The sequence below is a fragment of the Xenorhabdus cabanillasii genome, assembly GCF_003386665.1.
GTDB classification, from domain to species: Bacteria; Pseudomonadota; Gammaproteobacteria; order Enterobacterales; family Enterobacteriaceae; genus Xenorhabdus; species Xenorhabdus cabanillasii.
Map to the genome: position 1 here is coordinate 1,755,742 of NZ_QTUB01000001.1, position 23,410 is coordinate 1,779,151.

Below are 23,410 nucleotides of genomic sequence, written 5' to 3' on the forward strand. Positions count from 1 at the left end.
TTTCGTGCGGAATTGCCGCCAGTAAATCAAAGAGGCGGCACGGAAAATAAAGTGTATTTGATAGCATAGGTTTTATTCAGGATTTATTATTGATGCAAGTTTCTCTCTCTGATGCTTATCTTCAGCGTTTTGCTGGTACTGCACGATTATATGGCCAGAAAGTGCTTTCATTATTCGCCCGTTCACATATTTGTGTGGTTGGTATCGGTGGTGTCGGTTCATGGGCAGCGGAAGCGTTAGCCCGCACGGGTATTGGGGCGATTACGCTGATTGATATGGATGATGTCTGCATTACCAATACCAATCGTCAACTACATACATTAGTGCAGAATGTGGGATCCCCAAAAACGGAAGTGATAGCGGAGCGGATACGGGCGATTAATCCTGAATGTCAGGTCACTTGCATTGATGATTTTGTTACTCCCGATAATGTCGCTGAATTGATCTCTGCTGATTTTGATTATGTTATTGATGCCATTGACAGTGTTCGCCCGAAAGCAGCTCTGCTGGCTTATTGCCGCCGTTATAAGATCCCTGTGGTAACAACGGGTGGTGCGGGTGGGCAGCTTGATCCGACCCAGATTCAGGTCGTGGATTTAGCCAAAACAGTGCAGGATCCTTTAGCCGCCAAATTGAAAGAACGCCTGAAATCTGATTATCGGGTCGTGAAGAACGGTAAAGGAAAATTGGGCATTGACTGTGTTTTCTCAACGGAACAACTGGTGTATCCACAATCTGATGGTACAGTTTGTGCGGCCAAAAGTACGGCTGATGGTTCAAAACGGATGGATTGTGCCTCTGGTTTTGGTGCCGCAACAATGGTTACGGCGACTTTTGGATTTGTTGCTGTATCTCACGCATTGAAAAAGATGGTGGCTAAAGCGGAGCGGGAAAATCGTCTTTAGTTTTGGTACGAGCGGGCAATTTCCTGCACCGCATTAATCAAGGATTTTACACCGTTGAGCCTCGATCCACTTAATTGTTGTTCGAGACCAGCTTGCTGAAACAACTCGGTTAATGGCGTTTGTAAAACCTGTTCCGCTGTTTTTCCTTCTACTGTGGTCAGGACAAATGCTAATAAGCCTTTCACGATGCGCCCTTCGCTGTCACCATAAAAGTGCAGGCGATTTTCAGCAAGCAATTGATGCCCTAACCAAACCCGGTTTTCACAGCCGTAAATCTCAATCTGCTGTTGTTTTAACTCATCGGGCAGGTTCGGTAGCTTTTTAGCAAGCCCAATGAGTTGCCGATAGCGATCTTCCCACAACCGGCATTGCTCAAACTTTTCAATCAGTTGTTGCTCCGTAATTTCTGTGCCAAATGGATGTGGGGCAAGGATAGGAATTGGCAGTGATGTCATTGGTGATTTATTCCTCAAGCAGTGACAGGGCAAATTTTATTGCACTGACTAATTTATCTGCATCTTGTTGGGTGTTATAAGGCATAAAAGAAGCACGCAGGCAACCGTTGATCCCCAAAGCATCAAGCAGAGGTTGAGCACAGTGCTGCCCTGAACGCAGGGAAATATTCTGTTCAGCGATCAGCATTGCCAGATCATTATGATGTATGCCTGCAAAGTTGAAGGCCAATAGGCTGGCTTCTGGTGCACGATAACTGATAAAACCCGGTATCGCGCTGAGTTGCTGCTCAGCATAATTTGTCAGGGCAACAGCATAGGACTCGGCAAGTGAAATATCGAGTGTTTTTAACCATTCCAATGTAGCAGCAAACCCGATGACTCCAGCAACGTTCGGTGTTCCGGCTTCAAAACGATAAGGTACTGCTTCTGGTGTAAAATTGTCGAAGGAGACCTGAGTCAGCATTTTTCCGCCCCCTTGCCACGCAGACATAGCATCCAGCAGTGATCCTTTTCCATACAATACTCCTAACCCATTAGGCCCATAAAGCTTATGTGCAGAGAAAGCATAAAAATCGATATCTAACTGTTGTACATCGGCGGGAGCGTGAACAATGCCTTGAGCACCATCGACCAGTACCAGACAGTTATATTGATGGGTGAGAGCTGTGATTTGTGTTAAATCAACAGTAGCTCCGGTCACATTTGACATTTGGCTGATAGCAACCAATCGGCTTTTTTCATTGAGCAGTTCTGCCAGCGTTGCAATTTCTGGCTGATACTGTTTTTGTTGACATCGTTTTCCAATCGGCCATTTAACGATCTTAGCACCGGTTTGTTCTGCCAGAATCAGCCACGGTAGCAGATTAGAGTGATGCTCTTGTTCACTGACGATAATTTCATCATCAGCAGATAAGCGGGAACGAAAATACCCTTGTGCAACCAGATTAATGGCTTCGCTGGTGCCTTTTGTCCAGATAATATTTTCAGGTTGCGGTGCATTGAGCAATTCAGCGACTAAAGAACGTGCTTGTTCATAACGTGCGGTCATTGCTTGTGCAGTCGCGTGTTGACTGCGATGAACAGTTGCACTGTGATTCTGGTAATAACGTTGAGTCGCCTCAATCATACATGTGGGTTTGAGAGAAGTCGCTGCGCTATCCAGAAACACAGTAGGTTTTGGATACTCAGAGGATGGCTGTAAAGCAGGAAATTGTCGGCGAAATTTTTCTGAATCAAAGGCTTTCATAAATGATGTTAATTTGAATGCTATATCGTATACCTTTCGTTCTACAATCCAGAAGGTATAAAAGAATAAATTTTTCTTTAATCAAGTTTGAAGGATTTTACAGCAAAGCAGAGAAAAAAAGCACCGCAATTGCGGTGCATTAAAAAATCACTATGGACAGACAGGGTAAATGTACAGGAAGTGAAAAAAAACAATAGCATATGCTACAAAGTCTGGTTTCCCAGACAACTTGCAAACACAACATCACAACCACAAAGCCAAAAGTACCTATGTGCTTTTACAAATTTGTATCATTCCAAATTTGCCTCGCGACAGAGCTACTTTTCGTTCCGGCTTAGGAAGTGCGCACACTATAGGGATTTGCTGGTATATCATCAATGGAAAAATTATAATGATTCGGATTATAAAAACTAATACCTGGGCGAAAAGAGTTACCGGTATCGTAACTATCATATAAGAAACCAACATGTCCAAACGTTTGCCACCACTCAATGCGTTACGAGTTTTTGATGCTGCTGCTCGTCATTTAAGTTTTACTAAAGCGGCAGAAGAATTATTTGTCACTCAAGCTGCGGTTAGCCACCAGATGAAAAGTCTGGAGGATTTTTTGGGACTGAAGCTGTTTCGTCGTCGTAACCGTTCTTTGTTGCTGACGGAAGATGGGCAAAGTTACTATCTGGATATTAAAGAAATCTTCACTGCTATCAATGAAGCTACCCGAAAACTTCAGGCACGTAGTGCCAAGGGAGCATTGACGGTAAGTTTATCCCCTAGCTTTGCGATTCAATGGTTAGTGCCGCGGCTTTCTGGTTTTAACCAGAGTTTTCCGGGTATTGACGTCAGAATTCAGGCTGTGGATCGGGAAGAAGATAAGCTGGCAGATGATGTTGATGTGGCGATTTTTTATGGTCGGGGTAACTGGCCGGGATTGCGGACAGACCGTCTTTATCCTGAATATTTGCTGCCTGTATGTTCTCCTTCTTTGTTAATGGGGGAGCGCCCACTGAAAACACCGGCGGATCTCGCCAACCACACTTTATTGCATGATTCTTCCAGACGGGACTGGCAAGCTTATGTTCGCCAACTTGATATACAGCAGTTGATCAATGTGCAACAAGGGCCGATATTCAGCCATAGTGCAATGGTCATTCAGGCTGCGGTACATGGGCAGGGCATAGCACTTGCAAATAATGTGATGGCACAGAATGAAATTGATGCAGGTCGTCTTGTGTGTCCGTTCAATGATGTCCTGGTCAGTAAGAATGCATTTTATTTAGTTTGCCATGATAATCAGGCAGAATTGGGCAAGATTGCGGCTTTCCGTAAATGGATCCTTGCACAGGCTGCAAGTGAGCAGGAAAGATTAGGCTTTATTACTAACGAATGAGAGCAGGTGCAGAGCGATGAACAGTCGTGCGATGCTTATTTTTTCCGGGATCAGCGGTTTCTTCTACGTGGCCTTTGGTGCAATAGGTGCCCATCTTCTGGCATCGGTATTGCAGCCACAGCAAATGGAATGGATTCAGACTGGCCTGCAATATCAAGGATTACATACACTGGCGATGATGGCACTGGTGGCTGTATTGACATGGCAGCCATCGGTGCAATTCAGCCGGGCAGGAATATTTTTTGCTGTGGGGATCGTACTGTTTAGTGGCAGCCTTTATTGTCTGGCCTTTTTACCGCTAAAATTTTTGGTTTATCTGACACCTATCGGTGGGTTGAGTTTCCTCATCGGTTGGTTGTGTGTATTAATTGGCGCTTTGCGTCTAAGGAAATCGGCGCCTAGCCATGAATAAAGTTGCTTTGTATTGCCGCCCTGGGTTTGAGAAAGAGTGTGCGGCAGAAATTACAGATAAAGCGAGTAAGAAAGAAATTTACGGTTTCGCTCGTGTGAAAGAAAACAGTGGTTATGTGCTGTTTGAGTGTTATCAGTATGATGCTGCTGACCGTCTTATTCGTGAAATTCCATTCCGTGAATTGATTTTTGCCCGCCAAATGTTGATTGTCGGTGAGCTGTTGAAAGATTTACCGCAGGAGGATCGTATTACACCGATCATTGGGATGCTGAGCGGCGTTATTGAGCGCGCCGGTGAACTGCGTGTGGAAGTGCCGGATACCAATGAAAGCAAGGAGCTGATGAAATTCTGTCGCAAGTTTACAGTTCCTTTGCGTAATGCGATGCGGCAGGAAAAGATCCTGCTGGTTAAGGAAAACTATACCCGCCCAGTGGTTCACGTGTTTTTTATTGCCCCCGGATGCTGCTATGTAGGGTATTCCTACAGTAATAATAATTCCCGTTTTTACATGGGGATCCCGCGTCTGAAATTCCCATCAGATGCTCCGAGCCGTTCGACACTGAAGCTGGAAGAAGCTTTTCATATCTTCATTCCTTATGACGAATGGGAAGAGCGTCTCGATAGTGGTCTGCATGCTGTAGACCTGGGTGCTTGTCCGGGTGGATGGACTTACCAGCTAGTGAAGCGCAGTATGATCGTTCATGCGGTAGATAATGGGCCAATGGCTGATAGCCTGATGGATACCGGCCAGGTGAAGCATCATCGTGTAGATGGTTTTAAGTTTGAACCACCAGTAAAAAATATTTATTGGTTAGTGTGCGATATGGTTGAGAAGCCGGCTAAAGTTGCCAAGCTTATGACGGATTGGCTGGTTAAAAGCTGGTGCCGGGAAGCTATTTTCAATCTCAAGTTGCCGATGAAAAAACGTTACGAGGAAGTTGCTAATATTTTACAAAAAATTGAACAGCAATTGAAAGAAAATGGAGTTAATGCCAAAATTCAGGCGAAACATTTGTATCACGACCGTGAAGAGATCACAGTACACGTTCAACGTATCTGGTCTGTTTATGCAATGAACCGTGATTACTGATTATTGTTTGATATCCCCTTCTTTATTTTTCCTGCCGTTGTTGCTTAAAGCAATCTGAAAATATCCCGGTTATCGAATTTCTTGCGTAACCGGGACATTTATTTATTTTTTCTTTTATTAAAATAAAACCAATTAGATGTATTAACTTATAGATAATTCTTTATTTGAATTAATTTCAATTTGGCAGGAATTAATTTGTGTATTGTTAAGAAAATATATTTTTTTGTTAACGCAAACGTTTAATCAAAAATTAATAATTAGACATATAAATTAATTTTGTTTAATGTATTTTTTAAAATGATATCTTAATCATTTTTACATGGTCAAAAACTGGCGCTATTTTATTCAAGGGTGTTATTTCTAATACCTTGCTTAGGAAGAATAAAAAAACTCAAGAACCCGTTATAGCTGATATATCGGGTCTGAGATTATGAGTCTTTTTTACAGGAGATTTACATGACCTCAAAGAAAAAATATACCTATACGGGGTTATCTGATTCTAACTCTGTTCAGGATGTGAAAGCACTACTCTCAGCCTACGTTCCAAACTCGGATATGAATATTCGTGTCATGCATAAGCCTTTGGGGAATAAAGCCCCAGATGAACTTTTGCGGACTGAATTTCATTGGCAGGATAGTAAAATCGGGCCTTCTGGCACGCTGCAATTGTCCTATCATTTCTTAAAAACTGCACCTGCTTTAATCATGTCGAAATTTGGTATTGCAGGTTTCAGTGCTTTTAATGAGGAACAAAAAGAAGCTGCAAAACTTTCGTTACAGTCTTGGTCTGACGTTGCTAATATAAAATTTACTGAAGTCAGTTCACGTTCCGATGCCAATATTACTTTTGGTTTTTTTGATTATAGTGAAACTGATGATTATGCATTTGCAACTTTGCCGAGAGGACAAAAAACAACGTACTCTTGGTATCATGCTAAAGACGAAACTTTCGAAGAAAATGATATTGGTGTGAATGGTTATGGACGGCAGACGTTTGTTCATGAAATAGGGCATACTCTGGGTCTGGAACATCCTGCTGAATATGACGCTTCCGATGTCTTAAGACCAAGTTATATCACTGTCGGTGAATATTTCGAAGATAGCCGTGCTTATACTGTGATGAGTTATTTCAACGAGAAATACACAGGGCAGGATTTCAAAGGAAATTTCTCATCAGCGCCTTTGTTGAATGATATCTCTGCCATTCAGACTTTATATGGTGCTAATACTGAAACTCGTAAAGATGACACAGTATATGGTTTTAATTCCAATACTGACCGTGATTTTATGACAGCAACAGATGCTGATAGCAAACTGATATTCAGTGTCTGGGATGCGGGTGGGGAAGATACATTTGATTTCTCCGGTTTTACCCAAAATCAGCGCATTAACCTGAATGAAGGCGCTTTCTCTGATGTAGGCGGCTTGAAAGGTAACGTTTCCATTGCGCGTGGTGTAGTCATTGAAAATGCGATTGGCGGCAGCGGTGACGATATCATTGTTGGTAACAGTGCAGACAATACCCTGAAAGGAGGAGCCGGAAATGATGTCATTTATGGCGGTTTAGGCGGTGATCATCTTTGGGGTGGAGCAGGCAAGGATACGTTTGTTTATCTGGATGGCAAAGAATCCCTAAAAGACAATCCGGACTGGATCCATGATTTTGTGTCTGGCGAAGACAAAATCGACTTGTCTCAATTTAACTTCGGGGGCAAGGGGGATCTTAAATTTGTTGATTCATTCTCAGGTAAAGCAGGTGAAGTTTTACTGGATTATGACGAATCAACAGATACAACGGATATGTCTATCAGTCTTGGAGGAGAATTAGCTGGCAATGATTTTCTGGTGAAAATTATTGGTCAGCCATCGCCTGAAGCTGATTTCATTGTTTAGTAACATTTATTTTAATAAAACAAACTGCTGCCTGTTGTTCAGGCGGCAGCCTTTTTATAGGAGGGGCAATGTTACAACGACATTTAGTTTCCTTCAATGCGTTGTTTGCTTTGTTGAAATCTTGCACTTTATCAATAATGTTATCTTTGTTTTTGATTGGAGGATGTATGGCCAGTAGTTTGAATCTCCCTGAACCGACTGAACTGACAGGATTATGGCAGATATCGGATAAACATCAGGTGTGCAGCATTGAACTCACGGATACACGTTTGCCAGAAGGTTCTATCTGGGCGCTGAAAAGTGATGCTTGTCTGACAAAACTGATAGGAAATACCGTTTCAGGCTGGCGACCAGCGCCTGATGGCATCACTTTGACAGATGCTGATGGTAACAGTCAGGCCTTTTTTGGTCAGGAATCTGAGCAATGGGTGGCATACCTTGTTGATGGCAGGGAACTTGTCATGACACTCAAGAAAAAGATGTAACTATGATCAAGAAAGCGATATTAAAAAATAATATAAAGATAAGAGCATAATTAAACTATTTTGCTTCTGATAATGAAGGGATTTCTGTGAAATTACGCCAGCCAAAAGATGAAATGACGGATGTTATCCGTGCACGCAGCAAAGTATTCTGGACGATTGGTTTATTTACAGCATTTATTAACTTACTGATGCTGGTTCCCTCCATTTATATGCTTCAGATATATGATCGGGTGCTGCCATCCGGTAACGAGATGACTTTGCTGATGTTGACGCTGATTACGCTTGGTATGTATGCCATCATCGGTGGGCTGGAATATATCCGAAGTATGGTAGTGATCCGGGTCGGCAGCCAGTTTGATATGTGCCTGAACCAACGTGTTTATACTGCATCATATGAATCCAATCTGAAAAATGGTTCTACGGATGCGGGGCAGATGCTGAATGATTTATCAACAATTCGTCAATTTCTGACGGGCAGTGCATTATTTGCCTTTTTTGATGCCCCTTGGTTTCCTGTTTACCTCGGTGTCATTTTTCTGTTCAGCCCGTATTTAGGGTTGTTGGCGCTGATTGGGGCACTGATTTTGATAGCATTGGCGGTATTAAATCAATGGTTATCTCAGTCTCCGCTGGCGGAAGCTAATAAGCTCTCTTTACGTTCCGCTAACCTTGCCAGTACCAACTTACGAAATGCCGAAGTCATTGAAGCATTGGGCATGTTGACTGTATTACGTCGGCGTTGGTTTGGTCTGCATGAGCGTTTTCTCAATTTCCAGCGCATTGCCAGTGAACGGGCGGTATCCATTACCGCAATCACTAAAACAGTACGTATGGCTTTGCAGTCATTAATTCTTGGCCTCGGAGGATGGCTGGCAATTGAAGGTAATATCACACCGGGTATGATGATTGCTGGCTCAATTCTGATGGGACGGGCATTATCTCCGATTGAACAACTCATCCAGGCATGGAAAAGCTGGAGTTCTGCCCGTTTATCATGGCAGCGACTGGATAAATTACTGCAAGCACAGCCAGAGCGTGAAAGTGGTATGACATTACCCGTACCTAAAGGAGCATTGTTGTTAGAGAAAGTGTTTGCCACTCCTCCCGGTAAAACGAAAACAGCTCAACCAATTGAAAAGAATAAGCAGGTTTTGCAGGACATCAATTTTTCTCTGGAAGCCGGGGATGTTCTGGGAGTGATTGGCCCCAGTGCATCAGGAAAATCCACTCTGGCCCGTTTGTTGGTGGGAGTCTGGCCAGCTCAGGAGGGAGTGGTGAGACTTGATGGTGCAGATATTTACCGATGGAACAAAGATGAACTGGGCGCTTTCATCGGTTATTTACCGCAGGATATCGAACTGTTTGCCGGGACAATTGCGGAGAATATCGCACGTTTTAATGATCTTGATCCGGAAAAAGTCATTGAAGCGGCGCAGAAAGCAGGCGTACATGATCTGGTACTTAACCTTGAACAAGGCTATGACACCGTCATTGGTGCGGGAGGGATGGGGTTGTCTGGTGGACAAAAACAGAGGATTGGGTTGGCACGGGCATTGTACGGTAATCCATCGTTAGTTGTGCTGGATGAACCTAATTCCAATCTGGATGATATTGGTGAAAAAGCACTGAGCGGTGCGATTGGAGAATTACGGGAGCAGGGAAAGACAGTTGTGGTAATTACTCACCGTCCGGCATTGCTCTCGCAAACAAATAAGATTTTATTGCTAGTACAGGGAAAAATGAAACTGTTTGGCCCATCTCAGCAAGTTATGGCGGCATTAGCACAGTCAAAGGCTGCTGAGCGTACTGCATCATGACCTGCCATCATTTTTCATAGCCTTAATACAGTTTCAGTATGGTTTCAACATAGTATTAGCCGCTGGCCAGGAAAAACTTGTCCGGGAGTAAAGATGTCCTATCAGACCAAAGTTGTTCAGACCGACATAAAGAGTGCACAAAATGATAAGCCAGGATTATTACCACTGGATGCGAATCGCTATTTGTGGCTAGGCTGGTTGATTATCGGCATTGGCATACTGGGATTTTTCATCTGGGCGGCATTTGCCCCGCTTGATAAAGGGGTTGCCTCTTCTGGCATTGTCGTGGTGGATGGTAATCGTAAAACGGTGCAGTCCCCGACTAATGGCATCATCAGGCAGATTCTGGTGACAGAAGGAGAGCATGTCAGTGCAGGCCAGGTATTGGTTCAGCTCAGTCAGGTTCAAGTCAATGCCCAGATTGATTCTCTGACGCAACAGTTACATACCACATTGGCAACTGAGGCGCGATTACTGGCGGAACAACAGGGGTTGGATACGCTGGTTTTTCTACCTGACCTACTGGCTCAGCGCTCAGAACCACGGTTTGACAATATCCTGGCGTTGCAGAAACAGCTTTTCATGTCACGCCGGGAAATGTTGAGAAGTGATCTGGCGGGAATACAGCAGGCAGAGGAAGGCTTAATTTTCCAGATCAAAGGGCTGCGGGAAGCAATGGCAAATAAACAGCGCCAGCAGGCCTCGCTTAAAGAGCAAATTACTAATCTGAGTCCGTTGACGGAAGAAGGCTATTTTCCCCGTAACCGTTATCTGGAATTGCAACGTAACCAAATTGAGTTAAGTGGCAGTATGGCTGAGATGGCCGGGCGAATTGGACAGCTTGAGAAGCAGCAACAGGAAACGCATCAGCGCATGATTCAACGGCAGGCAGATTATCAGCGTGAAGTCCGCAGCCAGCTTGCAGATATTCAGGTTCAGGCCAATGAACTGAAAAATAAACTGGAAACAGCGCAGTTTGATCTATCCCACACTTCTATTACGGCACCTGTTGAGGGAACCGTTGTGGGGTTGAAAGTGTTTACTCAGGGAGGCGTTGTGGCATCGGGGGAGAAACTGATGGAAATCCTGCCTGATCAGAGTGCGCTGGAAGTTGAGGCACGTTTGATGGTGCACCTGATTGATAAAGTGGATATCGGGCAGGATGTTGATCTGATGTTTACTGCATTGAACCAGAACAGTACACCTAAAGTAACCGGAAAACTCTTGGTCATTTCTGCCGATCGTTTAGTCGATGATGTGACCAGAGAATCTTATTACCAAATCCGGGTAAGGGTTACGCCAGAAGGTATGGAAAAACTGGCTGATCTACATATCAAACCGGGTATGCCGGTTGAAGTTTTTGTCAAAACAGGGTCACGCTCATTGCTGAGCTATTTATTTAAGCCATTGGTGGACAGAGCATCTACATCACTGATTGAGGAGTAATGGACATGTTCAGGAATCATCGAATAGCGGGGAAATCTTATGCACGATTTACCTTGTTGATGACCTTGTTTTTGATCATTGTGCTGACAATATTGCGTTCTGGCCTGGCTAAAGCACTTTCTTTGACCGAGGCTTATGCGTTGGCACTGCAACATGATCCAACTTTTCAGGCCGCGATCAAAGAACTGGAAGCAGGGCAGGAAGAAAAAACGCTTGGCCGGGCAGAATTGTTACCCAAGTTGTCAATTAGCTATCAGAATGCCCCGAAGAATTGGCAGAAGATGGAAACCAATGTCTCAGAGCGGAGGGATAACGCGGTTAAAGAGCGTTATGATCGGCAGTACGACAGCTACAGCGGTGCACTGGTTCTGACCCAACCATTATTCGATGTCGAAGCATGGGCACGTTATCAGACCCGTAAGGCTTATGCGTTGATGAGTGATGCCCGTTTTCGGGTTGACAGCCAGCAACTGGTTGTGAGAGTGGTGAACAGTTATGTGGCTGTCGCTTATGCGCAGGACAAACTGACACAGGTTGTTCAGCAGCGGATGGCTTATGAAAAGCAACTGGAGCTTAACCAGAAATTGTTCGCTTCTGGCGAAGGCACCCGTACTGATGTAGCGGAAACTCAGGCTCGTTACAGTCAGGTACAGGCTGATGCATTAACTGTGCAGGATGAGTTGGATGCTGCGATCCGTGACTTACAGTTATTAGTAGGTACTCCGTTGCCGACGGACGTACCTGTCACACGTTTATCTGAAGCTGAACATTTCAAAGCAATAAAGCTGGAATTTGAACATTATGCCGATTGGGAGCAGATAGCATTACGCCAGAATCCTCAATTAGCGGTTGCCCGCCAGAAAATTGATGTGGCGTATCACGATATTGAACGCAGTCGATCAGGGTTTCTGCCGAAACTGGAGTTATACGCTTCTCATAGTGAGAATAAATCCAGCAACGATAACAGTGTCAATCAGAAATACCGGACAGATTCTGTCGGGGTGCGCGTTTCGATGAATCTTTATAACGGCAATGCGACATCAGCATTGGTGCGTCAGTCGGCGGCGAATTATAACAAGAGCAAATTCGAAATGGATGCACAGGCCGGGGAAATACTGAATGCACTGCGACGCCATTATAATGGGTGCGTCAATGGTCAGAAGCGAATACGTGCTTATGAAGTGGCGGTGGAAGCGGCAGAATTACAGGTTCAAGCTACGCAAAAAAGCGTTTTATTGGGGCAGAGGGTAAACGTGGATATATTGAATTCGGAGCAGCAACTTTATACTGCCCGTCGTGAGCTTTCCCAGGCAAAATACGACTATATGAAATCCTGGATTGGTTTGTTGAGTGAGTCCGGCCAGTTAAATAGTCAACACATTAAGTTAATTTCGAATTATTTTGGCTGAGTGATTTGGTCATCTCTGATTCAAATATGAAGCAACCTGATTACGGGTTAGCCTAAGTTGCTGCAAATTACCGTTCAGGGATAAATTAGTTCTTAGCGAAGCAACTTCACGGCAGATATAAGCCATTTCTTTGTCAGAGGCTAATTTGTTGCGCCATTTCTCTGGCTGAGCTTCCAAATGTTGGAATAAATTGTCTAATGAGCCGGCTTGTTGCAACAGGGCAATGGCTGTTTTTGGGCCGATCCCCTGAACGCCCGGTATCTTGCTGCTGCTGACACCCACCAGTCCCCAATAATCGGGAAGCTGGGCGGGAGAAACGCCAAATTCCCGTTGTACAAAAGGCAAATCCAGCCAACGTTTTTGGAAGTAGTCACGAATTTGGATGTTGGGTGATAGTAGCTGACAATAACCTTTATCTGTGGAAACAATGGTCACCTGATGCCCTGTAGCTGCAACCTTGGTTGCCAGTGTTGCAGCTAAATCGTCCGCTTCATGCCCTTCAGCATGCCAGCAAGCGACACCCTGAGTATCAAATGCTCGCTTAATCAGTGGCATTTCTTGTTGTAAATCTTCTGGCATAGCAGAACGCCCGGCCTTGTAATTAGGAAGTAGCTGATGGCGCCAGCTATGGTATCTACCATCTTCATCAAATACGGCAACAGCATGGGTTGGAGAAGAATGAGAGATTAATTGCTTCAACGCATGTTCACAAGCGGCAATGCAAGAGCTTCCCTGCACGGCATGGATACGTCGAATCAAATTCAGGGCATCTACAATCAAAAGGTGTATCATGGTCTCTAACTATATACTCCATCCGTGGTGTTATTCCGTGGCGATTGCCTCATTGGATTGTTTATCTGATGATCTTATAACATGGTTCATACGCTGTGCCACCCGGAAGTTTCATTCGATCTTGTTTCACAAAATTTTCCAACAGATTATCCATTCGGCGCATAATTTCTGTATCACCGTGAATTTTGAACACCCCATGTTTTTCGATGGCTTGAATTCCGATCTCTTTCACATTACCTGCGACAATGCCGGAAAATACACGTCGCAGAGCAGCCACTAATCTTTCAGTTGACTGATTCGGATGTAAATTCTGATTGGCCATATTTTCATGAGTGGGTTCAAACGGAAACTGCAAATCGTGAGAGATTTTCATTGCCCAGTTAAAGCTATAAGCATCTCCGGTTGAACGACGATTTTCTTTAACCTGTGGCATGGCTGTTTTCATCACTTTGGCAACTTCTGATGGGTTTTCCATAATAATGCGATAGTGATTACGCGCCTGTTCACCCAGTGTATTGACGATAAACTCATCCAGAACATGAAAATAATCAGTGCTCTCTTTTGGCCCTGTTAATACCAGAGGCAATACCTGATTCTGATTTTCAGGATGCATCAAAATCCCCAGTAGATAAAGCAGTTCTTCTGCTGTTCCAGCGCCTCCCGGAAAGATGATAATGCCATGAGCGATCCGAACGAAGGCTTCCAGCCGTTTTTCGATATCCGGCATGATAATCAGTTCATTGACCAGTGGATTGGGTGGCTCGGCTGCGATAATGGAAGGCTCTGTAATACCGATGAAACGGCTGTTCTTATAACGCTGTTGTGCATGTCCGACAGCCGCCCCTTTCATCGGTGCTTCCATTGCACCTGCTCCACAACCAGTACAAACATTCAGCTCGCGTAAGCCTAGTTCGTTACCTACTTTGCGGGCATACAGGTATTCTTTTTCACTGATGGAATGCCCACCCCAGCAAACGATCATATTAGGATCTTCTGCAAGGTGCAGAGCTTTGGCATTGCGCAGAATGGAGAAAACGGTATTGGTAATGTGCATACCATTTTTCAGATTCAGAGAGTCTGCTTTTTGTGCATCAACAAGTTGAGAGTGAACAAACAGAATATCCCGCAATACTGCGAATAAATTTGCTCGTAAGGATCGAATGATCTTACCATCAACAAATGCTTCTTCTGGCGGATTAACCAACTCCAGTTTGACTCCTCGCTCTCTGCGCAGGACGTTAATATCAAAATCTTTATATTTTGACAGTAATTCTTTGCCGTTGTCAGTCTGACTGCCAGAGTTGAGCACGGCCAGTGAGCAATTACGGAAAAGACGGTATAGATCGCTGCTTGCGGTGCGTTTTAATGTATCAACTTCAAGCTGAGAAAGTAAATCCATTGACCCTAACGGGCTGACATGCGTAATCAAGAATAGCTCCTTTATACCCCAGTGGGGTTTCCTGAATAATGATTTTACCCTGAAATATGTTGGGTGCTAATTGAACATTAAAATCAGCCCGTTAGGAGATTAGATGGCATTAGGATGAATGCCATCTGCGCTAATTCAATTACTGGCGGGCTAATCTTCCGGTTGTTGGTACAAATGTGTCGTTACTACGCCATGGGTTAATATCCAATCCACCACGACGAGTATAACGTGCATAAACAGTGAGTTTTTCCGGGCCACACAATTCGATTAAGTCGTTGAAAATACGTTCAACACATTGTTCATGGAACTCATTGTGATGACGGAATGAAACCAGATAACGTAATAATTTTTCCTGATCGATTTTTGGGCCTTTATAGCGAATTTGTACTGAGCCCCAATCAGGTTGGTTTGTGATCAGGCAATTTGATTTTAGCAAATGACTGACCAGAATTTCTTCAACGACAGGCCCGGTTGCTGCATTGTTAAGATAATCGCGATTGAACTCATAATCATCAATTTCAATATCCTGATTATCAATACATTTACCTTCAAAATCGGTAATTGGCTGCTGATTGAAGCCATGCAGAGGATGCAAAACAACTTCAATATCACCTTTAGCGCAAGCGGATAAATCCTGTTGCAGGGTTTTTTGCACAGTTTCCCAATCAGTAAAGCGGGTTTGGTTAAAACTATTCAGATAAAGTTTAAAACTTTTGGACTCGATAAGATTTTCGCTGGCCGCATTCAGGCTAACGTGACCAATAGCGACTTGAGGAACACCCCGTGAATTGAGCCAGGATAGCTCATACATTGTCCAGATATCAGCCCCGTGAAATGGGAGGTTATCGGGAAACAATCCAAGCGGCTCACGGTTCATACTACGAGGAACGGCTTGTAATAATGATGGCTCATAAGTATCGCAATAGGAAGTTGGTTTTCCGAGAGTAAGTTCGGTGAGGGCCTGATTATTCTGATACAAAGACATAAGATTCCTTAAAGCTAATTACCCTGCATGTAAGAGCTATCGGGTAGAGATTATTGTTGTTCAAATAGCTTGTAGTGTATCAAGGAATGTTGATAATTCGTATTTTTATTGTGCATTAATCATTACTTACCGTATTTATCAAGCCAGTGTAGTTCGGCCTGTGTGAAGCTGAGTCTTCTTCCAGCGCTTTCATGTTGATTTTATACAAGGGAGGAAGTTACATAACCTTTTATAATAGTAGGTCAATTGAAATAGTAGATCACTTGAAGGGGACTCAGTCCGACTCTTGTGATCTGATTCATCACCAAATCACTAAGCGGACTGAGTTATGTCAATAATCAAACATCAAGAATCAGTTTGTTCTTGGTTGTTCCATATACTCCTGAAGAGAACCATCAAAGGCAATGTTCCCTTTGTCGACTTTGATAACCCGCTCTGCAAGTCTAAAGACACGTGGATCATGGCTTATCATGAGCACTGTTTTACCATGAACGATATTATTCAGTGCTTCTGCAAAGCTATTTATCTTACTGTTGTCCAGATAAGTGGTAGGTTCATCAAAGAGCAGTATTTCCGGTGTCTTAAGGTACAGGCGTGCTAAACCAACGACTTGCCTTTCACCACCTGACAAGGAAGAGCCTTTTTCATCAATATGTGAATCCAGACCATCTTTCAGTTTACCCAATAGCTCACTGCCACCCGCTTTAATTAACGCAGAAATCATATCTTCTCTGGTTGATTCTGTATTGGCGATGTGCAGGTTATCGTATAACGTGCCTTTTATAATCTGAGTCTGTTGTGACATCACGCCAAATTTTTGCAACCAACGCTGATTATCGGGGTTATCCAGAACTTCGCCAAAAATTGAAACATAACCGTCAGTTAATGGGGTTAAACCAGTCACAATATCAAATATCGTACTTTTACCCTGACCGTTATCACCAACAATAAGGATACGTTCACCTTTTTGTATAGAGATATTCATATCTTTGAACAAAGTATCTCTGTCATTATAGGAAAACGTATTGATGTTGATATCAATAGCATCAGGACTGTAATTGCCTGCTGGTTTATTGTGTTTTTTGGGATTTGGCTTGTAAGAACCTAACAATTCGAAAAACTCTGTCTAACAGCGATTTGAGTGAAGCAAATTTATTTAAATGATTGCTGTATCTCTTAATCGAATCAGACATTAATTGCTCGTAGGTAAAAGCAGCAACAAAGTTACCGGGGTTGATCGTTCCATCCATCAGTAACAAACCCCCATACCAAAGCACGGCAATTGTTGATGCTAACTGTGCAAAAAAGCCAAGCGGAACGGATAAGGACATAAATAACCCGGTGATCCTCTCGACGTTTTTTACTTTAGTATTAGCATCATTAATTCTCTTTTTTTCTGACTCTTCAGAATTAAAAATTTTGACAGATTTGATCCAGGAAAGAGACTCTTGTATCGCTCCTGTTAATCGTGAGTTATAGATTTGTAGAATTCTTTCATAAACTGCGACCCGACTAGTGATCGGTTTGCTGATCAAGGTGGTCAGACAAACCATCATAAATGCCAAAATAGCTAGTTTAATATCAATCAGAGCCATGGCAATGAACGGGCCAATAATAGATAGCGTATCATAGAGAAATTCGCTATATAAATCTCTGACCCTATCCGATATGAGATAAGTATCGTTTTTTATTCTGAATGCCAGATTAGCTGAGTGAAATTTTCTGGTTATATGGTAGGGAAAAGAGAGGAAAGAATCGACCAGCGATTTCCTCATATTATAACTCAGTTCTGACGCATTAATTGTCTGCATCCAGATAATAATAGCGTGACTAATAACAATTAATAATGATACTCCAATTAGAGAAGCAATTAATTGGTTAAATGAGAAGGAGAGAATCAACTTGTCCTTCAACAAGGTATTAACTAATTCCTGTACAAGAAATGGAAATACCACCTCAGCTAAAGCTGCCACTATAGTAAAAACAATAGCCAGTACTAATGCTGTTTTTTGTTTCCGTATAAAAGAGTAAAGGAATGTAATATATTTCATATACTGATCACTGTTCAGTTATCAATTTAACTAGTATAGGCAACATGTTAAAACTTATCATCCTATAAAAAGGCAGCTGACTCCATCCCTGGAATATACCCGTTGTCTTTCAGGTTGTAATTTGAAATCCATAGGGTATATATATCCTATAAAATACAGGTGGTTTTAAAAAGTCATCATGGTGCTATGTAATGGATTAAAAAACCCAATAAGCACGAGCATAATATAAACCAAAGATACTATTTATATTGTAATTAACTCAATAACTATGAGTGAAAACGATGTGATCAATATTATCGCTTTGTTTATCACAATATTATATTACCTGTATTTTGTGAGAATATCTATTTAAATGCATAACCATGCAGGAAAGTAGCGCACCGCTCTTCATATATTCAGATAAGTTGAATAATTTTGGCGTTAATGCCAGTTTGGAACAAATTTTTTCCAATTCATGGTTTTTGTTCATTTCATAGATATAATCCTCCGTGCCTGCTTTCAGGTCGTTGATATTGGATGAACAGAGAACATACTGATTAACTCTGACAGAGTTACAGATCCCACTATAAGCGATACCTTTGCTTATGCTGATAATGTTGGTAACTTTTTCCAGTTCTTTCAGTTCGTCGCTGCTGACCCCGTCGGTATATACGAGAGTATTTTCTTTATCCAGAGAGAAAATACTGCAATCCAGGTGGTAAAGATAAGGATCTCTTTCTTCAATTTTCACGATCTTAAGACCGAATTTCTCTTCCATCCAGTCGAAAGTTCTGATGTCACTTCTGATTCCATAACCGCCGACCAATACATTGTCATGCAGATATTTTAACTCAGCTTCCCCCTCAAAAAAGTAAGGCGCAACTTCAGTTTTATAACCTAATGATTCAAAGAAACGCACTCCAATAGGGGTTTCTGATCTTCTGATTTCTGATGCAAAATTGGCAACTATTGCTGTTGGATCTTCGTCACCAATAATAATTCCCAGGTTGGCAACATACACCTGATCTTGCAGCTCTTGATGAGTGTCAGATGGCAGCAAATAGACCAATGATTGTGATGACATAAAGCTGTACAGCTTATAAAACTGTCTTAATGCGATATTGCTGTTAACAGTAATAGCGGACTCATCAAGTTCCTCCATCCAAATATTATTTCTTACGTTGGTATTTAATGAAAATGGAGGTGCCAATAAAAAGGCTGGCATTTTTAAATCAGAAATGATATTGGGAGAATTCTTTAACATCTTAAAACCTCAGATCTAGTTTATATTATTCGTTTATAGAGAGATTATTTATAGAGAGCTGTCGTTGATTCTAACTAACTTAGTCATGCCACCTGTGACATGCTCTTTTTCAGTAACTAATGAGGTTAATTCATCATCATCAGTAACAGGGATCACTAAGTCAACTTGTGAACCATACCGAATCATTGAGAATCTATCACCCTGATATACTGGCTTATGTTGTTGTATATGGAATGGTGTGATTGTATCAACATCATAATCACCAACCTGAACCATATAGTATTCTCTATTAATGCCAGGAGAGTAGACTTTATTGACGACTCGCTGATTCAGAGATAAATAATCGTCATAAACTAACTCGATATTCTCTTTATAGAAAATATTATTCTCTACATCAATCATTGGTAGATTGTTTGTTTCTAGAGGTTCATGTTCCGAGTAACTAAGGATGCCATCATAGGGAACTCTATTAATATGCACGTCATAACATGTCATAAAGATACCAATGACAAGTGAACGCTTATCATAATGTTTATCTCTGATGATATCCTGAATGCTGTATTTTTTCCCTTTTACTTCTGTAATCGCCTCATCCGGGTTTATTATTCCGTTATAAATAACGAACCCATCAGCAGGGGATAAAAAATACCTGTCATCCGTATTAATTGTTCTCACCGGATCTCTGAAAAAACCTTCTTGAAAATAGGTTTCATGCGGGATATCAGGTAGCCCATTAAATATCGATTTAATGGCTTCTGTCATTTTGTTATTCATTATTACCTTCTAAAAAATGTCCATCAACTGGTACATGAAACAGAAAAAAAGTAACATAATTTAAACACTTACAGCGAGATATGTTACAGCCTATTATTAATGATTCAATTTTATTTTATTTGGGGGTATCATTATTTTTTGTTTGTCAGTAAACACAATTTAACCTAAGTTATCTGGAGCGTTAGATTGCTAACTAAATATATCGATACTATAAATTATGAGCGTTAAGGTAGTTTATTATATATATCTGTCAGTGATATTTATCACAAATTCGGCAAAAAGTTTGAATAAATTGTTTATAACGGGAGCAAATTTATTTTTTTATCCCTGATTGCTCGATAATTAAAACAACTTAATTAACATTTTTACACATATAATTAACTATTACATACACTGGAAGTAATTGCACATTATTATTTTATCATTAAATGATTACTTTCGATGTTTAATCTTATTTAGCTCGAACGATTCCCTGTATCACTCAAGTTGCAGAACAAAGTCCACAACTTGAACAACGAAAAGAATATAGCTATGACATTTAATGTTACTTGACTAAATGTAATTTTTTATTTACCGGAAAGTAACCTTTCTAACAATGGTGATCTGAACAAGCCATATGGGTCAAATTTTTTTAATATATTAGCAGTTGAATGCCAGTTAGTATCAGGGGGTAATCCATCAGTAAACGAAGCAGGAATTTTCTTGGTTAATATATCTTCGTCATCCCATGCTGCATTTTTACTGTATGCCCAGCCTTTACTCCATTCGACACGAATAGATGCGTAAGAACCGTCAAACTCCTGAAACAACCATTGTTCAAGTCTGTTATAAAAATCAGCAGCATATTTCGTTTCTGGCAGGGTTAAAACATCAAGCCAAATAGCGACATCCCATTCTGGATGATCCGGACGTGGGCGGATCGCAGATAAACTTGGCACAACAGCATCTTTTTGTACTACTTCAGCAGGAGTATCCAGTCCTGAAACACGGATCTCGATTGGCCCGTTGACAGGATATTTTCCATGACTTTCATATTCTTTTATCAACATCTTCCATTGTGAGTAAAAAAGATTGAGGACTTTCTGAATATTATCTCGACGGGTTAATATTGCATAACCATTTGCAGTAACACGTAATGTCGTTGGTTTGACATAGAGTAATAAGTTTTTGCTCCAGCCCCAGAGGTCGGCTCCTTCAGTTAAAAAATAACTTGCCATGATAAAGTATTGGCCTGCCCCAAATGCCGGCGTGATATTTGGGAGGTTATGGGTTATCTTTTTGATTAAATCAGATAGCTGAATGGGAATATTATCGGAAAATGGATAATTGTACGGTTGTGCAACCTGGACGCTGGAAAGGGGTTTATCAGGTGAAATACTCCATACCTTTAACCAAGGATGAATTGTAAATGGAAATAAAATGGCTTCAGCACGACCACTTTTATCAAGGAAATGGCTGAAAGTTCTTTTATTTTTTTCGTCTTGTACGGGAGCAAATAATTCTGCTGCCGGGATATTAATAATACTTTCACACCGAAGACGTTGGTTTTTTCCTGCCTGAAGCTCGACATTTAAAATCAGAGAACACCCTAAGTGAACAAGAAGAGGCGCACAATTCGGATCATTTCGTTTAAAACGCTTAATGACATATTGTGCATTTTTCTCATCCCACACTACAGCAGACAAAGACAGGATAGAGTTGCTGAGTGAACCATAACTGTGACCTGACTGCGATTTTTCATTAAGCGCTTTTATACCTGTTCCATGACCACCTATTGCCAGTACTCCCCCCAGTGTTAAATCACCCGGTGCTGGGGTAGCTGTAAAGCCTATTTCTTGTTCTTCCATTTTTGTTGTAAGTGTCTCCATCAATACGCCAGTTTGCGCGGTAACAATTGAATATTGAGGAAGGTGCTTAATACTTATTTGTGTAAAATGTTGTGTGAGATCGATAAGTATAATGCGGTTACTATTCTGACCTTTTGGTGGAATGATCAGGGGAGACCAGTTATGTGATTCACCCACAACTCTCAGTTTATAATTTTGTTTCCAGGCCCAATTGACGACAGAAATAACATCTTTATCAGAATTAGGTACACTGCATGGAATATTCTCTGCGTGAATTTCTTCTGACCAATTGGTAAAACGGCGATATGTTAATTTTACATTTTCAGGGAAGTTAATTAAACTGTGTTTTTCCTTAATGTCAGTATATTCTTTATGTAGTTCACGGTTTTTTTTATTTTCTATATTCATAATGTTATTGACCTATTTTATGTAAATAAAATCACCATTATGAATTCATATTTTTAATATGAATATGCAGTGATGTTATTTTTTATATTAATATCATGATTAATTCATTGTTTGCAGACGTTTTTTATTGACTATTTCCAATAAATCTGAATTGAGTACAAAAGGGATGTTACTTGAAGGGAGTTAATTCTTTTTGTAACGATAAATAGTATCATTTTTCATACTATTACTTTATGACAGCGATGCCGTCCGAAATCTATTAAGTATAGCTGTTATTTCGTTGAAAAACGTATAGGAATGAGTAAAACAACAGTATTGGGCTGAAAAATGGAAGAAATAATCATATGACCTTCAATGTGACAGAAGCACTTTCTGACTTTACCAAACGCTATGTTGAACTGTGGCAGGAAGAAACAGGGTTACCGCCCGCCAGCAGCGAGCTGTATGGTATACCTTCACCTTGTATCGAACGGACGGGAGATGGTGTAGTGCACTGGCTTCCCAAACCATTTTCTGTCCGGGAAAAACTCAGTAAGGTAGAAAAAGCGTTAGAGATCCGTTTGCAGGACTCAATCCATGATTACTATGTCATGCAGTTTGCTGGGGATATGACTGTCAATTTTGAGAAGCAGGTTCTCAATTTGATTCAGGTATGGAGTGAAGATGACTTCATCCGATTGCAGGAAAATCTGATAGGTCATCTTGTGACGCAGAAACGGCTGAAACTTCCACCGACGGCATTTATCGGAACAACGGATACAGAGATGCAACTGGTTTCTGTATGTAATCTGACAGGACAGGTGATACTTGAACAGTTTGGCAGCCATGAACGAACCATCTTATCCGCTGATTTAGCGACCTTTCTTTCCACTATCAGTCCTGTGACAGTTTTGTAGATGCAGATATCGGTTTAATTTTTTGTGAGATATATCTTACATGCTATGTAAGATATATCCCATAATCATATAATGAATATCTTTGATAAATATTATTTTTATTTTATATCAATAATATGCAAATTATTATCACGATATCTTTCTTAAACGTACTTCTTCTGCGGATTCAGATAGCTTGTTTCAACCCTTCGAATAATAGATCCTTTTGTTGTTCCGTTAGGAATCATAGCAAAAAAATCATTAAGGAATCGAACCATCAGGAAGGTGGCTCAGGGACGAAAAGGTATAGACACGTTTGTCGGATACTATCAGTATAATGATCTTTTAAGGAATAACTGACAGGGACGTATTTTGTCAGGGAATGAGCAGGAAGCGACCAATTTAGCAGGACTGCTATGCCAATTAAATAAGAGGGGGAGATTTTGTCTCCCCCTCTTATT

20 protein-coding genes are annotated in these 23,410 nt (G+C 41.5%); 10 read left to right on the forward strand and 10 right to left on the reverse strand.

Annotated features, from left to right (window positions below):
• Positions 1–92 precede the first annotated feature (92 nt).
• Positions 93–905, forward strand: coding sequence for a tRNA cyclic N6-threonylcarbamoyladenosine(37) synthase TcdA (gene tcdA, locus BDD26_RS08345; RefSeq protein ID WP_115826231.1), 813 nt, complete (start codon positions 93–95; stop codon positions 903–905).
• Here tcdA and csdE read toward each other — a convergent pair.
• Positions 902–1,360 (reverse strand): cysteine desulfurase sulfur acceptor subunit CsdE, encoded by a 459-nt coding sequence (gene csdE, locus BDD26_RS08350; protein WP_115826233.1) that lies wholly within the window; start codon positions 1,358–1,360, stop codon positions 902–904. The genes tcdA and csdE overlap by 4 nt on opposite strands.
• Before the next feature lie 7 nt (positions 1,361–1,367).
• On the reverse strand, positions 1,368–2,606 hold the full coding sequence (gene csdA, locus BDD26_RS08355; RefSeq protein ID WP_038259424.1) for a cysteine desulfurase CsdA: 1,239 nt from the start codon (positions 2,604–2,606) through the stop codon (positions 1,368–1,370).
• 466 nt (positions 2,607–3,072) lie between these two features.
• Here csdA and BDD26_RS08360 point away from each other — a divergent pair, with 466 nt between their 5' ends.
• The 8 genes from BDD26_RS08360 (at position 3,073) to BDD26_RS08395 (ending at position 12,545) form a co-directional block, all read left to right on the forward strand.
• Complete coding sequence (locus BDD26_RS08360) at positions 3,073–3,993, forward strand: transcriptional regulator GcvA (RefSeq protein ID WP_038259423.1); 921 nt, start codon at positions 3,073–3,075, stop codon at positions 3,991–3,993.
• A gap of 16 nt (positions 3,994–4,009) precedes the next feature.
• Entirely contained in the window at positions 4,010–4,405 is a 396-nt protein-coding gene (locus BDD26_RS08365; RefSeq protein ID WP_038259422.1) for a DUF423 domain-containing protein, read from the forward strand.
• Positions 4,398–5,495 (forward strand): 23S rRNA (cytidine(2498)-2'-O)-methyltransferase RlmM, encoded by a 1,098-nt coding sequence (gene rlmM, locus BDD26_RS08370; protein WP_115826235.1) that lies wholly within the window; start codon positions 4,398–4,400, stop codon positions 5,493–5,495. Before BDD26_RS08365 ends, rlmM begins: the two co-directional genes overlap by 8 nt.
• A 456-nt stretch (positions 5,496–5,951) precedes the next feature.
• Positions 5,952–7,388, forward strand: a complete 1,437-nt coding sequence (locus BDD26_RS08375) for a serralysin family metalloprotease (protein ID WP_115826237.1) — start codon at positions 5,952–5,954, stop codon at positions 7,386–7,388.
• Between the two features lie 167 nt (positions 7,389–7,555).
• On the forward strand, positions 7,556–7,873 hold the full coding sequence (locus BDD26_RS08380; protein ID WP_115827520.1) for an AprI/Inh family metalloprotease inhibitor: 318 nt from the start codon (positions 7,556–7,558) through the stop codon (positions 7,871–7,873).
• A 113-nt stretch (positions 7,874–7,986) separates the two neighbouring features.
• The gene (locus BDD26_RS08385) at positions 7,987–9,690 is read left to right on the forward strand and encodes a type I secretion system permease/ATPase (protein WP_211305513.1); all 1,704 of its coding nucleotides are present in this window, start codon (positions 7,987–7,989) and stop codon (positions 9,688–9,690) included.
• 93 nt (positions 9,691–9,783) lie between these two features.
• Positions 9,784–11,136 carry an HlyD family type I secretion periplasmic adaptor subunit gene (locus tag BDD26_RS08390; protein WP_051502186.1) on the forward strand — a complete coding sequence of 451 codons (1,353 nt, stop codon included), beginning with the start codon at positions 9,784–9,786 and terminating at the stop codon, positions 11,134–11,136.
• A gap of 5 nt (positions 11,137–11,141) precedes the next feature.
• A complete protein-coding gene (locus BDD26_RS08395; RefSeq protein ID WP_115826241.1) occupies positions 11,142–12,545 on the forward strand; it encodes a TolC family outer membrane protein in 1,404 nt (467 codons plus the stop codon).
• Positions 12,546–12,554: 9 nt separating this feature from the next.
• Here BDD26_RS08395 and xni read toward each other — a convergent pair whose 3' ends face one another.
• The 8 genes from xni to BDD26_RS08435 form a co-directional block, all read right to left on the reverse strand.
• A complete protein-coding gene (gene xni / locus BDD26_RS08400; RefSeq protein ID WP_115826243.1) occupies positions 12,555–13,337 on the reverse strand; it encodes a flap endonuclease Xni in 783 nt (260 codons plus the stop codon).
• A gap of 61 nt (positions 13,338–13,398) precedes the next feature.
• Complete coding sequence (ppnN, locus tag BDD26_RS08405; RefSeq protein WP_038259412.1) at positions 13,399–14,766, reverse strand: nucleotide 5'-monophosphate nucleosidase PpnN; 1,368 nt, start codon at positions 14,764–14,766, stop codon at positions 13,399–13,401.
• A gap of 139 nt (positions 14,767–14,905) precedes the next feature.
• Positions 14,906–15,751, reverse strand: coding sequence for an NADPH-dependent 7-cyano-7-deazaguanine reductase QueF (gene queF / locus BDD26_RS08410; RefSeq protein WP_115826245.1), 846 nt, complete (start codon positions 15,749–15,751; stop codon positions 14,906–14,908).
• Between the two features lie 352 nt (positions 15,752–16,103).
• Positions 16,104–16,862, reverse strand: coding sequence for an ATP-binding cassette domain-containing protein (locus tag BDD26_RS08415; protein ID WP_115826247.1), 759 nt, complete (start codon positions 16,860–16,862; stop codon positions 16,104–16,106).
• Positions 16,822–17,802, reverse strand: coding sequence for an ABC transporter transmembrane domain-containing protein (locus BDD26_RS08420; RefSeq protein WP_115826250.1), 981 nt, complete (start codon positions 17,800–17,802; stop codon positions 16,822–16,824). The genes BDD26_RS08415 and BDD26_RS08420 overlap by 41 nt, the downstream gene beginning before the upstream one ends.
• 316 nt (positions 17,803–18,118) lie before the next feature.
• Positions 18,119–19,045, reverse strand: coding sequence for a dimethylarginine dimethylaminohydrolase family protein (locus BDD26_RS08425; RefSeq protein ID WP_038259406.1), 927 nt, complete (start codon positions 19,043–19,045; stop codon positions 18,119–18,121).
• 48 nt (positions 19,046–19,093) lie between these two features.
• Entirely contained in the window at positions 19,094–19,819 is a 726-nt protein-coding gene (locus BDD26_RS08430) for a phosphatidylserine decarboxylase (protein WP_051502185.1), read from the reverse strand.
• A 566-nt stretch (positions 19,820–20,385) separates the two neighbouring features.
• Positions 20,386–22,074 carry a cholesterol oxidase substrate-binding domain-containing protein gene (locus BDD26_RS08435; RefSeq protein WP_244922690.1) on the reverse strand — a complete coding sequence of 563 codons (1,689 nt, stop codon included), beginning with the start codon at positions 22,072–22,074 and terminating at the stop codon, positions 20,386–20,388.
• Positions 22,075–22,418: 344 nt separating this feature from the next.
• Between BDD26_RS08435 and syd the strand changes: the two genes are divergently transcribed.
• The gene (syd, locus tag BDD26_RS08440; RefSeq protein WP_115826254.1) at positions 22,419–22,970 is read left to right on the forward strand and encodes a SecY-interacting protein; all 552 of its coding nucleotides are present in this window, start codon (positions 22,419–22,421) and stop codon (positions 22,968–22,970) included.
• Positions 22,971–23,410 lie beyond the last annotated feature (440 nt).